Source organism: Streptomyces flavofungini (genome assembly GCF_041028215.1).
Taxonomy (GTDB): domain Bacteria; phylum Actinomycetota; class Actinomycetes; order Streptomycetales; family Streptomycetaceae; genus Streptomyces; species Streptomyces flavofungini_B.
In genome coordinates, this window is sequence record NZ_JASKYR010000074.1 from 1 (window position 1) to 14,708 (window position 14,708).

General features: G+C 70.7%; 11 protein-coding genes and 1 pseudogene. 5 read left to right on the forward strand and 7 right to left on the reverse strand.

Annotated features, from left to right (window positions below):
- A partial coding sequence (locus AB8Z36_RS07955) for a GDSL-type esterase/lipase family protein (protein WP_369212489.1) occupies nt 1–420 on the forward strand: 420 nt, incomplete at its 5' end.
- Between the two features lie 4 nt (nt 421–424).
- On the opposite strand, the gene AB8Z36_RS07960 is transcribed toward AB8Z36_RS07955, so the two are convergent.
- A complete protein-coding gene (locus AB8Z36_RS07960) occupies nt 425–3,307 on the reverse strand; it encodes a tetratricopeptide repeat protein (protein ID WP_369212490.1) in 2,883 nt (960 codons plus the stop codon).
- Between the two features lie 200 nt (nt 3,308–3,507).
- On the opposite strand from AB8Z36_RS07960, the gene AB8Z36_RS07965 reads away from it, so the two are divergent.
- Nucleotides 3,508–4,071 carry a dihydrofolate reductase family protein gene (locus tag AB8Z36_RS07965; RefSeq protein ID WP_369212491.1) on the forward strand — a complete coding sequence of 188 codons (564 nt, stop codon included), beginning with the start codon at nt 3,508–3,510 and terminating at the stop codon, nt 4,069–4,071.
- Nucleotides 4,072–4,086: 15 nt separating this feature from the next.
- Here the strand turns inward: AB8Z36_RS07965 and AB8Z36_RS07970 are convergent, their stop codons facing one another.
- From AB8Z36_RS07970 to AB8Z36_RS07980, 3 genes are all read right to left on the reverse strand, one after another.
- Nucleotides 4,087–4,521: a hypothetical protein gene (locus AB8Z36_RS07970; RefSeq protein WP_369212492.1), complete on the reverse strand. Its 435-nt coding sequence runs from the start codon at nt 4,519–4,521 to the stop codon at nt 4,087–4,089.
- A 70-nt stretch (nt 4,522–4,591) separates the two neighbouring features.
- Nucleotides 4,592–5,350 (reverse strand): SDR family NAD(P)-dependent oxidoreductase, encoded by a 759-nt coding sequence (locus AB8Z36_RS07975; protein ID WP_369212493.1) that lies wholly within the window; start codon nt 5,348–5,350, stop codon nt 4,592–4,594.
- Nucleotides 5,351–5,432: 82 nt separating this feature from the next.
- Nucleotides 5,433–6,215 (reverse strand): SDR family NAD(P)-dependent oxidoreductase, encoded by a 783-nt coding sequence (locus AB8Z36_RS07980; RefSeq protein WP_440581873.1) that lies wholly within the window; start codon nt 6,213–6,215, stop codon nt 5,433–5,435.
- Between the two features lie 245 nt (nt 6,216–6,460).
- Here AB8Z36_RS07980 and AB8Z36_RS07985 point away from each other — a divergent pair.
- Nucleotides 6,461–7,405 (forward strand): annotated as a pseudogene (locus AB8Z36_RS07985) (GNAT family N-acetyltransferase); the annotation flags it as partial.
- Between the two features lie 741 nt (nt 7,406–8,146).
- Nucleotides 8,147–8,356 carry a hypothetical protein gene (locus AB8Z36_RS07990; protein WP_369212495.1) on the forward strand — a complete coding sequence of 70 codons (210 nt, stop codon included), beginning with the start codon at nt 8,147–8,149 and terminating at the stop codon, nt 8,354–8,356.
- Nucleotides 8,357–8,511: 155 nt separating this feature from the next.
- On the opposite strand, the gene xdhC is transcribed toward AB8Z36_RS07990, so the two are convergent.
- The 3 genes from xdhC to AB8Z36_RS08005 are packed head-to-tail and all read right to left on the reverse strand — an operon-like array spanning nt 8,512 to nt 13,416.
- Nucleotides 8,512–9,321 (reverse strand): xanthine dehydrogenase accessory protein XdhC, encoded by an 810-nt coding sequence (gene xdhC, locus AB8Z36_RS07995; RefSeq protein WP_369212496.1) that lies wholly within the window; start codon nt 9,319–9,321, stop codon nt 8,512–8,514.
- Nucleotide 9,322: 1 nt separating this feature from the next.
- The gene (gene xdhB, locus AB8Z36_RS08000) at nt 9,323–11,842 is read right to left on the reverse strand and encodes a xanthine dehydrogenase molybdopterin binding subunit (protein WP_369212497.1); all 2,520 of its coding nucleotides are present in this window, start codon (nt 11,840–11,842) and stop codon (nt 9,323–9,325) included.
- Complete coding sequence (locus AB8Z36_RS08005; protein WP_369212498.1) at nt 11,839–13,416, reverse strand: xanthine dehydrogenase small subunit; 1,578 nt, start codon at nt 13,414–13,416, stop codon at nt 11,839–11,841. The genes xdhB and AB8Z36_RS08005 overlap by 4 nt, the downstream gene beginning before the upstream one ends.
- 437 nt (nt 13,417–13,853) lie before the next feature.
- On the opposite strand from AB8Z36_RS08005, the gene AB8Z36_RS08010 reads away from it, so the two are divergent.
- Nucleotides 13,854–14,708: MerR family transcriptional regulator (locus AB8Z36_RS08010; protein WP_369212499.1), on the forward strand; the 855-nt coding region annotated here is incomplete at its 3' end.

Consider the following 14,708-nt stretch of genomic DNA (forward strand, 5'->3'; position numbering starts at 1 on the left):
ACCGACAAGTACGCCGAGGCCATCGCCGCCTGGGCCCCCCAGTTCGACACCGTCCTGGACACGATCCACCGACGCGCCCCACACGCCCGGGTCTTCGTCGTGAGCTACGGCAAGTACTTCCGGCCGGGCGGCTGCTTCCCCCGCCAGCCCTACTGGGGTGAGGACGCCGACTACATCCAGGCCAGGATCGACCAGCTGAACACGGTGCTGCGCACGGCGGCCCGGCGGGACGGGTCGGGCTTCGTGGACACCAACGCCATCGGCGCCGGTCACGACTCGTGCGCCGACCCGGCCGACCGCTTCATCGAGGGCGCCATCTCCACCCGCGACGCCTTCCCCCTGCACCCGAACGGCCCCGGATCACGCGCCTACGGCACGGCGCTGGCCACCGCGGTGCGCGCGGAAACGCCGGAAGACTGAACCGTCAGCCGGGTCGGCCACCGGGCCGCGCCTCGGCCTGGATGTCAGCGACGAGCTTCTGTGCCGCTGCAAGCTTCGGCCCGTACGTGGCGGGATCTGTGGCATTGAGCGCGCTGTAGATGTCCACGGCTTCCCGCGCCCGTGCGAGCGCCTGCTCCCGGCGGCCGGACTGGCGCAGATAGGGGACGGTGGGAAACATCAGCCAGTCGCCAAGGCCTCCCCGATACCGTCCGGGGTTGGTGGTCGCGAGATGGCGGAGCAGGTCGGTGGCCTCCACGGCCCGCTGCGCGCCCTGGTCGTGGTCGGGCTTGTGCCACACGGCCTGGGCCAGATTCACCAGCGTCCACGCCTTGCGGTAGAGGAGTTCCCCAGAGCCTGGCTCTTCACGGATCAGTGTCTCGTAGAGACCGAGCGCCTCCCGCATCCGTGCGATGGCATCGTCGTGACGGCCGCTGCCCGTCAGATACGTGCCCACGGGGAAGACCAGCCACTGCGCGAGCCCGGCCCGGTAACTGGGTTCGGCAGTGGCGAGGTGACGGAGCAGGTCGCCGGCCTCCACGGCCCGCTGCACGCCTGCGGGGTGATCGGGCTTGCCCCACAAGGCTTGTGCCAGATTCACCAGCGTCCACGCCTTGCGGTAGAGGAGTTCCCCAGAGCCGGGTTCCTCCCGGATCAGCGTCTCGTACAGACCGAGCGCCTCCCCCATACACGCGATGGCGTCCTCATGACGGCCACTGCCCATCAGATACGTGCCTGTGGGGAACACCAGCCATTGCGCGAGGGTCGCACGGAAACCGGGGTCGAGGGCCGCCGCTTCGCGGGCCACGGCGATCGCGTCGCCCGCGCGGGCGTTGGCTTCATCGCGGGCCGGTCCTGGCAGATTCCACAGGACCTGGGCCCGTGCCACCAGAGCCCGCGCGTCCTTGATCCGGGTCGCCGCCGTGGGTGTGGCCGTGTCGTAAAAGCAGGTCAGGAGCGTTGGCACGTCGCCGGCCTCGCTGCCGAAATCGACGCGGTAGAGCGCGATACTGCCGGGCGCCGAGGGGACGGCGGCAATCTCGGAGTACGACCACCACGGCTGTCCGAGCCAGAGCGGTGCCGACCACTGAGCCTGCTGGGCATCGCGGTGGATGGTCTGGACGCGGCTGTCGCGGCCCTGCCAGAACCAGTGGAGCCGCCGCTGGTCGGTGACCGCGGGCACAGTCACGTAGGGCACCCCCCACTTGGTGAGGTGCTGTGGAGTGATCTCGACAGGGGCGCTCCAGGCACCGTCGTAGTGGATGTTCCACATGGCTCCGAACTGGCCCTGCCAGACCACATCGGCCGTCCCGTCGCCGGTGCCCAGGGCGCGGATGGCCGAAGGGAAGTCCCCGCCGGGGAACTCCGCGATCTGCGCGGGCGCGCTCCACGCCCCGCCGCCCGCACGGGAATCGCAGATGACGCAGTGCACCGTGCGGTCGTCCATGGTCCACACCGCCAGTACCACCCCGGGCGACGGACAGGCCACCGTCAGGTCGGAGCCCAGCGAGATCGAGCCTGCCGGGGCGGCGGCCTGCGGCGGCCCCCAGGCCCCTTTGGCGTCCTGGAAGGCGGCCATCAAAGCGCCGGCGGCATTGTCCCGCCACACCACGACGACCATGCCCGGTGTCGCGGCGGCTTCGGCGTACGAGACGTCGGCGTTCTCACCGCTCACCTTGACCGGAGCATCCAGCCATCCGCTGGGCCGGGCGGGGTCGGTGCGCGTGGCGTAGATACCGCCGTCCTTGCCGCGCATGACCACGGTGACAAGGCCGGGCCCCGAGGACAGGGCACGCGGAGTGGGTTCTTCCCGCACCGCGTTCTCCGCGCTGATGGCCACCGACGGTTTCCAGGCCGGTGCGGTGGCCGTGGAGTCGTAGGAGGTGGTGCGCAGTTGTGCCTTGTCCGGGTCCCGCCACACCAGCACGGTGCGGCCCGGCCGGTCCGATGCCGCGGCGAGGGACACGATGGCATCCGGGACCTCCACCGGGGTCCAGGGTGTCCATCCGGGTGTGCGGGGGTCCTTGGCCCAGTGCGCCACGGTGTCGTGCAGTCCCATGAGTTTGGCCAGGCCCGTCCTGACCCGCATGTCGGCGCGGAGCTCGTCGGCGTAGAAGGACCGGGCGTCGTCGTACTCGGCCTGTCCGCCCGGCCGCCACCCGACCTCGGTGTGTCCCGTGTCGTAGCCGGTGATGTGGTCCACGCACTGATGGGCCAGGAAGTAGCTGCCGCGGCCGTCGGGGCCGCCGCCGGTATGCGGTTCGATGGCCTGGTCGGCGTGCTGGAACACCCAGTCGAGGCGCACCGCGTGCCGGGTCAGCTCCTCGCGTGCCAGCCGGTCCTCGCGGTACTGGGGGTTGAGCCCGACGATCACGCCGAACCGGACGGTCAGCACATAGACGTACGCGATGTAGGCCAGCCGGTGGTCGAAGACGCTCTCCGGGGAGTCCGGGTCCGGACGGTAGAAGTAGGAGTCACCCTCCAGCAGGGTGTTGGCCGCGAGGCGCGCGTTGTTGTCCGCGTTGGACCGCAGGAGTGGGTCCTTCCGTCCGTCGGCGATCCAGGCGTTCAATTCGTCCATGGCCGTACGGGCCCGCCCCCGCAGACCGTCCAGATCGCGCCGCAGACTGAGGACGTAGGCCTGCTGCTCGACCCTGACCGCCTGCTTGACCGCCTCAAGGACCTCGTCGAACCGCCCCTGCAAGGCGGCGAATTCCTGGTGCAGCACCTCCAGCTTGGCCAGGATCTCCTCTTCGGGAGTGGGAGTGTGGCTGCCGAGGCTGACGAAGGCGACGATGCCCTGGTACGCCTCGTATGCTTTCTTGCCCGCTTCGTAGATTGCCAGTGCGGTGACGATGGGCGTGGTCATGTCCCGTGTACCTCCTTGGCCCGTGCCTCCCGCAGGCACGTCTGGGCCAAGTAGACCACCGGACAATCATGCATTTGCCGGTAAAATCCCCGAGCGCCCCCCTCGTGCGCCGCGCGCCCCTCAGAACCGAACAGCCGTGTGCTGGCGTACCGTTGACACCGGCCGATACGGTCGGCTCCCGGCGGCGAGGAGGACACCTGATGCGCAGCGTGACCTATTCGATGAACGTCTCCCTGGACGGTTACATCGTCGGGCCCGACGGCGGCTTCGACTGGACGGAGCCGGACGCATCCGTCTTCCGCTCCTGGATCGAGGAGATCCGAGGGGTCGGCGTCCACCTCCTGGGACGGCGGCTGTACGAGACGATGCTGTACTGGGAGACCGCCGCCCAGGACCCCGAGCTCAGCGACGCGGATCGTGAGTGGGCCGGGCTCTGGAACCCCCTCCCCAAAGTGGTGTTCTCCCGCACGCTGTCGGCGGTGCGGGGCAGTGCCCGCCTGGCCTCCGATGGCCTTGCGGAGGAGATCGAGCGGGTGCGGGCCGAGCCGGGCGAGGGCGACATCGCGATCGGCGGCGCGACGCTCGCCGCCGAGGCGGCCGCGCTGGACCTGATCGACGAGTACCGGGCCAGGATCTACCCGGTGCTGGTAGGCGGCGGCATCCCCTTCTTCCCCCGGCGCGAGCGCCGGGTGAACCTCGAACTCGCCGAGACCCGCACCTTCGACTCCGGAATCCACTACCTCAGCTACCGCGTGGTGCGCTGACCCATCCGCTCACGCTCACGGGTGGGCCGTGTGGTCGGGGTGCCCCTTGCTGCGTCTCGACTCCTTCATCTCGGCCTCGTAGAGATGATCGCGCCCCTCCGCCAGCTCATCCCTCGCCTGCCGTTCCAGGGTCTTGAAAGGCTCGTAGTACGAACCGTCGTACTCCTCGACGATCTGGAACGTCCAGCGGCCCGGAATGACGTTGCGGCCGATGACTTCATCCCGGATGCGGTCGGCCCAGTCCGCGTGACCGGCCTTCCGCAACAGGTCCACCGCCCGGTCGAGCTCCAGATCCGCGCCCCCGGTCAACTGGTGGAACGCGTAGAGATGGCCGCGTGCGCGCTCGGTGGTCTCCAGTGCCTTGGAGAGCGCCCCCAGGGCTTCGACGGTCTCGTCGCTGACGCCCTCGGGGCGCTGATGGCCTCGGTCCGGCCCGTTGTGGTGGTTCATGTGCAGTAAGTTCCCACAGGTAGGCGACCTATCCGGGCCACCACTCCGTGATCGGCGGCCTCGCCGCCCGTCAATGGGCGGTCAGGCCACCGTCGACCACCAACTCGGAACCGGTGACGAACGAGGACTCGTCTCCGGCGAGGAACAGCATCGCCGCGGCGATCTCCTCGGCGCGGCCCGCGCGGCGCATGGGGGTGCGCACGATGTCCGGCTGCCGGTCGCCCTCCTCATCCAGGATCTCCTGGATCATCGGCGTGGCGATGACGCCGGGGTGGACCGAGTTGACCCGTACGCCCTGCCGGGCGTACTCGACGGCGGCGGTCTTGCTGAGCAGGCGCACGGCGCCCTTGGACGCCTGATAGGCGGCGGCCGCTCCGCTGCCCACGAGGCCCAGGACGGACGAGGTGTTGACCACCGAGGCGTTGCCGTTGGCGCGGAGCAGGGGCATGGCGGCCCTCATCCCGAGCCAGGTTCCCTTCTGGTTGACATCGATGACCCGGTCCCATGCCTCTTCCCGGGTGTCCTCGATGCCGGGCCAGTCGACGATGCCCGCGCAGTTGACGAGGACGTCGAGTGTGCCGAACCGTTCGCGTACGGTGGTGATCGCGTCGTCCCACTGCCGGGCGGAGGAGACGTCAAGGACCACGCTCACCGCCTGACCGCCGGTCTCCTCGATCCGCCGCGCCAGCGCTGCGAGCGCCTCCTCGGCGACATCGGCGAGGACCAGCCGGGCTCCCTCGCGGGCGAACAGCTCGGCGGTCGCCGCGCCGATTCCGCCCGTCGCGCCGGTGATCAGCGCGACTTTGCCGCTGAGTCGTTGTGTGGTCACGGTTGATGCCTTTCCTCATTGCTCGTGAGTGCTCGCGTGAGCGTGGTCGCCACGCGGTGGGTGGGTAGACAGGGGTGGGCGGTCAGGCCGCTGTGAAGCCGCCGTCGGCGGCCACCACCGCGCCGGTCATGAAGCTGGAGCGCGCCGAGGCGAGGAACCCGATGATCTCGGCGATCTCCTCCGGCTGCGCGACCCGGCCCAGCGGGTGCGCTCCGGCGAAGGAGCGCAGGTAGGAGCGGCTGTCGTCGCGGATGTTGTCGAGCATGTCGGTCTCGATCACACCGGGTGCCACGACGTTGGCCCGAATGTTGTGGGGCCCGCCTTCCAGGGCGATGACCTTCGTGAGCTGGGCCAGGGCGCCCTTCGACGCGGTGTAGGCGGAGCCTTCGGGCAGCCCGACGGTGCAGGTGTAGGAGCCGACGCTGACGATGGCACCGCCTCGCCCGTTCTCCCGCATGGCGCGGAACGCCTCCCGGGCGTGCAGGAACGCGCCGCGGGCGTTGACGCCCATCAGCTCGTCCCAGTCCTCCGCCGTGGTCTCGACGAAGGGCTTGTTCAGGGACCGCCCCGCGTTGCTGACCAGGATGTCCGGGCCGCCGAAGCGCTGGCGGGCCAGTCGCACCGCCCGCAGCGCCGTCTCCTCGCGGGCGACGTCCCCGACCAGGGTGACGACACCGTCGAACTCATCGGTCAGCTTCTCCACCTCGGCCCGCAGGTCCTCGGCCACGACGCGCACCCCCCGGGCGTGCAGCCAGGCGACCGTGGCCTTGCCGACGCCTCGCGCGGCACCGGTCACGATCGCCACCTTGCCGCGCAACGCGTCGTCACCCGGGACGGCAGGCCGTGGTGCGGTGTCTGGTGTCATCATCTTGCTCATTTCTCCCTGCTCGCGGGGCACCGGGCAGTCGTTGGCAGCGGCTCGACGGCTTCGCGTCCCGTCGCCTCACCCGAGTCTGGGCGGCGCCCGGGGCATCAACCAGGACGCGGGCTCCCTGGGTGTACGGCACCCAGGCGCGGCATCGGGCACGGCTGCGGGAGCCGTAAAGGTGGCAGCGCCCCAATAAGCGTTTGCGGACGGCACTCGGCTTGGATAGACGTACTGCCTTGAACGTGAATACGAACGACCTCGCCATACGACCGATCACCGGACCCGAAGAGCTCGGCCTCTTTTCCCGCCTGCCGTACGTCCTCAACGACGAACTCGCCGACGACCTTGCCGCAGGCCGGCGGCGTCCGGAGTGGATGTGGGTCGCCCTGCGGGGGGACCGTCTGCTGGCCAGGGCGGCCTGGTGGAGCCGGTCCGACGGGGACGCGCCCTTCATCCTGGATGTCGTCGACATCGACGACAGCGCCCCGGGCTCCGGCCACGTGGACATCGGGGTGCGGCTTCTGCGTACCGCGATGGCCGCCACCGTCCCGGACGGTGCGCCTCGCCCCGTGTACAGCCGTTTCGTGCCAGCGGACTGGCGTGAGAGTGCGGTGGCGAGGCGAACCGTCGAGGACCGCATGACGGTTCTGGTACAGACCGGTGCCCAGCTCTTCGTCGAACGGCTGCGCCTGGAGTGGCGCCCGGGGTCACCCGTTCCCGAGCCCAGCGGGCGTCTCCGTTTCCGGCCGGTCCGGGATGACCAGGGCGAGGAACTCGTGGCTCTCATGGCCACGGCTCTCGAAGGAACGCTGGACGCGCACAGCCGTGACGACCTGACGCGCATGTCCGTGCACGAAGCCGCCCTCCGGCACTACAGGGACGAGCTGGCGCGTTATGCGAGCCCGCGGGCCTGGTGGCGCATCGCGACGCTGCCGGACGGAGAGCCGGTGGGGTTCGTCGTCCCGGCCCGCAACGACTACAACGCGATCATCGCCTACCTCGCGGTCCTGCCCTCGCACCGCGGCCACGGATATATCGACGACCTCCTGGCCGAGGGCACCCGAGTCCTCGCCGAGCAGGAGGTCCCCCGCATCCGTGCGTCCACCGACCTCGGCAACCACCCGATGGCGAAGGCCTTCCGGCGCGCCGGGTACGTCAACTTCCAGCGTGAGATCAACATGACGTGGGGGTTGATGATCGGGTCCAGGGCTGGTGGACGACATCATGCGGAGCCCGGAGCGTACTGCTGGCCTCGGGACGCCGCACGCCGCGCGAGGAAGTCGATGCCTACCGGGTGCTCGCTCAGGTCAGCCCTGTCTCGTACCTGCCGCTCCTGGCCGGGGCGCTGCGACGACTGGGCTACGGCATCAGCTCCGGGAAGAAGCACCCTGACTGTCTCGCGCTGCGCGAGGAGGTGGTGGCCGCGGGCGGGCCATCGAACCGGCCGAACCCGCCCGCGCGGACGCTCCGTACGAGGCCCTCGACGCGTGCCAACGCGAGCTGTACAGCCGGGGGCGGCGCGCCGAAGGGCTGGCCATGCGGGCGAGATGCTCGCCATCGGCCGCGCCCAGGCCGCCCTGTCCGGAGAGTCCGTGGTCAGCGGGCTGGGTGCGTGGGCCGCCGGGCTCTCCGAGGAGGGCCGGTACGCAGAAGCCGCCGACGCCATGACCGAGCTGGTCGCGGCGCTCCTGCCCGGTGGTTCTCGCTCCGGGGCGCTCGCCTGGTCGCTCCTGGAGTGGATCGCCGCTCTGCGTGACGCCGGACGCTCCGCCGAAGCCGCCGACGACGGTGGGCCGGGGGCCTGCCGAGCAGCTATGACGCGGCCTTCCGGGCCGTGATGGTCGCCTTCTCCGGCGCCGACAGCGAGCGGCCCGCCCCTGGTGAACCGCGTCCGCCCTCGGGTGCGGAGCCCATGCGATGGTCGGCCGATGTCAGGGAGCTCTGTCTCGGCAGCCGTCAGGCCCTTCGCGAGGCGAGGAGGGGGCCTGGCCCGACAGCTGTCCCAGCACGATCCGGCCGACGGGTCCCGGGCCCTGGCCAGGAGCCTGCTCGACCGGTCGGCCTTCCGCATCGCCGCCTGCGAGTTCGGCCCCGCCCTCGACGACTTCCGCCAGGCCCTGAGGTGCATGGAGGACTGAGGTGCGTGGAGGACTGAGGTGCCTGGCGGACTGAGGTGCCTGGCGGACTGAGGTGCCTGGCGGACCTGGGTGCCCGGCGGACTTCCGTGCCCGGCGGACTTACGTGTGTGGCGGACTTCCGTGCATGGCGGACGTCGGCCAACCAGGCCCCAGTATCAGGCCCCCTCGCTCTCGAACGTCCGCAGCAGGTCCGCCGCGACGCTCACCGCGATCGTCGCCGGTTCCTTGCCGGTGATGTCCGCCAGGCCGATCGGGGTCTTGATCCGGTCGATGGCGGTGTCGTCGTGTCCGCCCTCGGTGGCCAGGCGCTTGCGGAAGCGTGTCCACTTGGCCGCCGAGCCGATCAGCCCGACGGAGCCCAGGTGGGTGGTGCGCAAGGCGGCGTCGCACAGGGCCGCGTCCTCGGCGTGATCGTGGGTCATGATCAGGATGTGGGTGCCGGGCGGCAGGTCCTCCAAGACCTCCTCGGGCAGCAGCGGCGTGTGATGCACATGCACCTGGGCGACCGAGTCCGACAGCGCGTCAAGGCGCTGCGGGGTCAGCATGTCCGAGCGGCTGTCGATCAGATGGAGGTCGAGGTCCTGCCGGGCCAGGATGCGCGCCAGTTCAAGGCCTACGTGCCCCACGCCGAAGATGGCCACCGCCCGTACCACCGGCAGCGGTTCGAGCAGCACCGAGACCGTGCCGCCGCAGCACTGCACGCCGTGCTGATTGGTCACCTTGTCGTTCAGGGCGAAATCCATCAGCTCCGGCTCCGCCTTGCCCGCGGCGAGCATCTCCCGGGCCCGGTCGATGGAGACGGCCTCCACATTGCCGCCGCCGATCGAGCCCCATGTCTCACTGTGCCCCACGACGAGTTTCGCACCGGCGTCGCGCGGGGCGTGTCCGCGCACGGTCACGACGGTCACGAGTACGCCGGACTCCCGGCGTGCCCGCAACCGCCCGACCGCGGCGACCCACGTCATGCTAGGCACCGTTCAACGCTGCCGTGTCGGGCCGGGACGGTCCTGTCGCCGCCCGGCCATCGGGCGCCTGACCGTTCACGGGCTGCCCGTTGACCGCCGCCTGGCCGTTGACCGCCGCCTCGCCATTGACCGGTGCGTCGAGCGCGCGCGCCGCCAGCTGCGGCTCCTGCACCGCCTCAGGACCCGTATTGCCCCGGCGCGCCTCCTCGATCGCCCAGTACACGGCTTCCGGTGTCGCGGGAGAGGCCAGTTCGACGCTGACGCCGTCCGGCCCGAACGCGGCGGCGGCCTCGCGCAGCGCCTCGCGTACGGAGAACGCGAGCATCAGCGGCGGCTCGCCGACCGCCTTGGAACCGTAGACGGCGCCTTCCTCGGTGGCGTTCTCCAGCAGCGTGACGTTGAGTTCCTCGGGCATCTCCGAGAAGCTCGGCAGCTTGTAGGTGCTCGCCGCCTGGGTCTGGAGGCGGCCGCGGTGGGGGCCGTCGCTGGTGTCCCAGCGCAGGTCCTCCAGGGTGAGCCAGCCCGCGCCCTGGACGAAGCCGCCCTCGACCTGTCCGATGTCGATCATCGGGGAGAGGCTGTCGCCGACGTCGTGCACGATGTCCACGCGCCGGATGCGGTAGGCGCCGGTGAAGCCGTCGACCTCCACCTCGGTCGCGGCGGCGCCGTGGGCGAAGTACTTGAACGGTGAGCCGCGGAAGGACTTCGCGTCCCAGTGCAGGCCTTCGGTGCGGTAGAAGCCCGCCGCCGAGAGCTGGACCCGCTGGAAGTAGGCGGTGCGCACCAGGTCGTCCCAGTCCACCTCCTTGTCGCTGTCCAGGGCGCGTGCGACGCCCTCGACGATGCGTACGTCGGAGGCGTTGGCGCCGAGCTGGGTGGCGGCCACCTGGAGCAGGCGTTCGCGCAGTTGCTCGCAGGCGTTCTTGATGGCCCCGCCGTTGAGGTCGGCGCCGGCGCTCGCGGCGGTGGCCGAGGTGTTGGGGACCTTGTCGGTACGGGTGGGCGCGAGGCGGACCTTGTGCAGCGGGATGCCCAGGGTGGTGGCCGCCACCTGCATCATCTTGGTGTGCAGGCCCTGGCCCATCTCGGTGCCGCCGTGGTTGATCAGGACCGAGCCGTCCTTGTAGATCAGCACCAGTGCGCCGCCCTGGTTGAAGGCGGTGAGGTTGAAGGAGATGCCGAACTTGATGCCGGTGATGGCGAGCGCCCGCTTGGTGTGCGGGTGGGTCGCGTTGAACGCGTCGATCTCCTGCTTGCGGTCGGTGACCCGGGCGTCCTTCCGCACCTGCTGCCAGACCGTGGAGATCCGCTCGGCCTGCGTGACGGGTTGCCCGTACGGGGTGGTCTGGCCCTGTCCTGGCCGGTAGAAGTTGCGCTCGCGCAGCTCCATGGGGTCCAGGCCGAGGCGCGGTGCGCAGCGGCCCAGGATGTCCTCGATGACCAGCATGCCCTGCGGGCCGCCGAAGCCGCGGAAGGCGGTGTTGGAGACGGTGTTGGTCCTGGCGATGCGCCCGGCCACGCGGGCGTTGGGAATCCAGTAGGTGTTGTCGATGTGGCACAGGGCCCGGGCGAGGACCGGCTCGGACAGGTCAAGGCTCCAGCCGCCGTCGGCGACCAGGGTGGCGTCCAGTGCCTGGATGCGTCCTTCGGCGTCGAAGCCGATCTTCCATGTGGCGTGGAAGCCGTGCCGCTTGCCGGACATGGTCAGGTCCTGGGTCCGGTTGAGGCGGAAGCGGACCGGTCGGCCGGTGAGCTTGGCGCCGAGTGCGGCGATGGCGGCGAACCCGTGGGGCTGCATCTCCTTGCCGCCGAAGCCGCCGCCCATGCGCAGGCACTGCACGGTCACCTCGTGCGCGGGAACGCCGAGCACGTGCGAGACGATCTCCTGGGTCTCCGAGGGGTGCTGGGTGCTGCTCTGGATGAACACCTGCCCGTTCTCGTCGATCTGGGCCAGTGCGGCGTGCGTCTCCAGGTAGAAGTGCTCCTGCCCGGCGAACTGGAACTCGCCGCTGAGCACGTGGGCGGAGTCGGCGAAGCCCGCGTCGATGTCGCCGGTCTCCATCAGGGGCCGTGCGCCGTGGTAGCTGTCGGCAGCGATGGCTTCCTTCAGGGTGATGAGGGAGGGCAGTTCCTCCAGGTCCACCTCGACGGCCGCGGCGCCGATGCGGGCCGCTTCCAGGCTCTCGCCGAGCACCCAGGCGACGGCGTGGCCGTGGAACATCACCTCGTCGGGGAAGAGCGGTTCGTCGTGCTTCATGCCCGCGTCGTTGACGCCGGGTACATCGGCGCCGGTCAGTACGCGGACGACGCCGGGCACGGCGAGTGCGGGCGCGGTGCGCAGCGCGGTGATCCTGCCGCGGGCCTTCATGACCTGTACGGGGTAGGCGTGCAGCACGTCCTTGGTCCGCTGGACCAGGTCGTCGGTGTAGAGCGCGGTGCCCGTGACGTGCAGGACGGCGCTCTCGTGCGGCATGGAGACGCCGACGACGGGCTTCTCCGGACGCTGGGAGAGATGACTCATGACGACACCGCCTCGGTGGTCTGTGCGTACAGTTTGAGCAGGCTCTGGCCGAGCATCGCGGAACGGTAGAGGGCGCTGGCGCGGTGGTCGCTCATCGGTGTGCCCTCGCCGCGCAGGACCCGGGCCGCGGCCTCGGCGGTCCGCGCCGTCCACGGCTCGCCCTCCAGGGCGGCCTCGGTGGCCAGGGAGCGGATCGGCGTGGCGGCCACGCCGCCCAGGCCGATGCGTGCCTTGCGGACGATGCCGTCCTCGACGTCGAGTGCGAAGGCGACGGCCACGCTGGAGATGTCGTCGAAGCGCCGCTTGGCGATCTTGTGGAAGGCGGTGACCGGCGACAGCGGCAGCGGCACACGCACCGCCCTGATCAGTTCGCCGGGCCGGCGTACGCTCTGCCGGTACCCGGTGAAGTACTCCGCGAGCGGCACCACGCGCTCGCCGTCGGCGTCGGCGAGCACCAGCGAGGCCTCCAGCGCGAGCAGCACCGGCGGGCTGTCACCGATGGGTGAGCCGGTGCCCAGGTTGCCGCCGAGGGTCGCGCCGTTGCGGATGAGCCGGGAGGCGAACTGCGGGAACAGCTCGGCGAGCAGCGGGATGTCGCCGTCGAGACGGCGCTCGATCTCGGTGAGGGTGAGGGCCGCGCCGATCTCGATGTGGTCGGACTCCACGCGTAGTTCCCGCAGTTCGGGCAGCCGGTCGACGGCGATGACGCAATCAGCGCGGCGGGAGCGGATGTTGACCTCGACGCCCCAGTCGGTGGAGCCCGCGACCACGACGGCGTCGGGCCGCTCGCGCAGCACCGCCAGTGTCTCGGCCAGCGTGTTCTTGCGCAGGAACGTACTGCCGTCCCGGGTGTATTCGGTGGCGACCGGTGCGGGCGGCAGCTGCTCGCGCCGCTGGGCCAGGGGGTCGTCGCCTTCGGGCGCGCCCACGGCGAACGCGGCGTCGCGGATGGGGCGGTAGCCCGTACAGCGGCAGAGGTTGCCGCTCAGCGCGTGCAGGTCGAAGCCGTTCGACCCGTGTTCGGCGTCGTGGACGGCACCGTGGCCGGGGTCCTCGTCCGCGTCGGATTCCACGGTGGCCGCGGTTTCCGGCGTGTGCTCGCAGCGTCCCGGACGGTAGTACTCCGCGGCCATGCTGCAGATGAATCCCGGCGTGCAGTACCCGCACTGCGAGCCGCCGCGGACCGCCATCTCCTCCTGCACCGGGTGCAGGGAGGGCATCGTGCCCGGGTCACCCGGCGTCGCGAGCCCCTCGGAGGTGATGATCTCCTGGCCGTCGAGTGCCGCGGCCGGGACCAGGCAGGCGTTGACCGCGACCCAGTCGGTGGGCTTGTTCACGCCGGGGCGGGCCACCATGACCGAGCAGGCACCGCACTCACCCTCGGCGCAGCCCTCCTTGGTGCCGGTCAGGCCACGTGCGCGCAGGAAATCAAGCGCCGTGGTGTGCGGCGCGGCCGGCGAGAGCGGCGTCTTGGTGCCGTTGACCGTCAGCCGGACCTCTGCCGTACGTGCCTCTGCCGTATGTGCCTCTGCCGTGCCGGGCAGCCGTTCCGGTGCGTGATCGGTCGATGTCATGTTCGCCAATTTTCAGGCAGCTTTCTGTGTTCAGACGCGCCTCGCCGAGAAAGCGGGCGCCCAAGGGCATACGGCAGCGACGTGCCGGAAGAAGGTGGCGGAAAGCCTGGAGGAGTGCCGCGAAGGGCACATCAGATCAGCGCGCTCAGCAGCCGTGCGCGATACGACCCGGAACCCAGGCGGTGCACTGGGCGAGGCGACCGAGATCGGAGCTGGTGTACATCCGCTGGTCGCCTCCTTCGATGCCATGGGTCCGTCAGTAGTCATCGCAACCTAATGACTTGGTTCACGCAGGTCAAGAGGTCGACCACAGAGGGAGATCGGGCTGCTGTCCTGCCGTCGGCGCGTCGGCCGCACAATGGATGCTCTGTCGTCCGATCCCGTCATCGCCGGGCGCCGCGGCAACGCGCACCGCTTCTGCGTCGTATTGTGAGGGAATGGACGATTCAACCGTCCCGGGCGGATCGGAGGATCTCCTCGCCTCCTTGACCTCGGGCGCCGTGGCCCGGCTGCTGGGGGTGGCCCCCACCACGCTGCGCAGTTGGGACCGCCGTTATGGCCTGGGCCCCGCCGAACGCGCTCAGGGACAGCACCGCCGCTGGTCCCCGCGGGACGTCGCCATGCTGGAGTACATGTGCCGCCTCACCTCCAGCGGCATCCCGCCCGCCGAGGCGGCCCGCCTGGTCAAGCACCGCCGCCATGCTGCCGAGGGCCGCCAGGACAAGCACGGCCGCCATGCCGCCGATGACCAGGTGGACACGGAGTGGGCGGTAGGGGTCGGCGGGCCGCAACGGCACAGCGCTCCGCGTCCCGTGCCGCCCGTGCCGCCCGCGCCGGACCTGCGGCGCGAGGGCCGGGGCCTCGCCAGGGCGGCCCTGCGCCTGGACGCCGACGAGGTCGAGGACCGGCTGAACACACTGGTGGGCGCAATCGGCCTGATCCCGGCCTGGGAGGAGGTCATGGTGCCCACGCTGCGGGCGGCGGGACGCAAGTGGGAGCTGTCCGACGACCGCTATGTGGAAGTCGAGCACCTGCTGTCCTGGCACGTCTCCACCACGCTGCGCGGCGCCTCACTGCTCGCTCCGCGCACCGGGCCGCCCCCGCACCCGGGCCCCGTCGTGCTGGCCTGCGCGCCCGGCGAGCAGCACACCCTGCCCCTGGAGGCGCTCAACGCCGCGCTGCGCCAGTCCGGTGTGCCCACCCGCATGCTGGGCGGCTGCGTYCCCGCCGACGCGCTCGCCGCCTGCGTGCGGCGCACGGGCCCCGCGGCCGTCGTGCTCTGGTCACAGTCC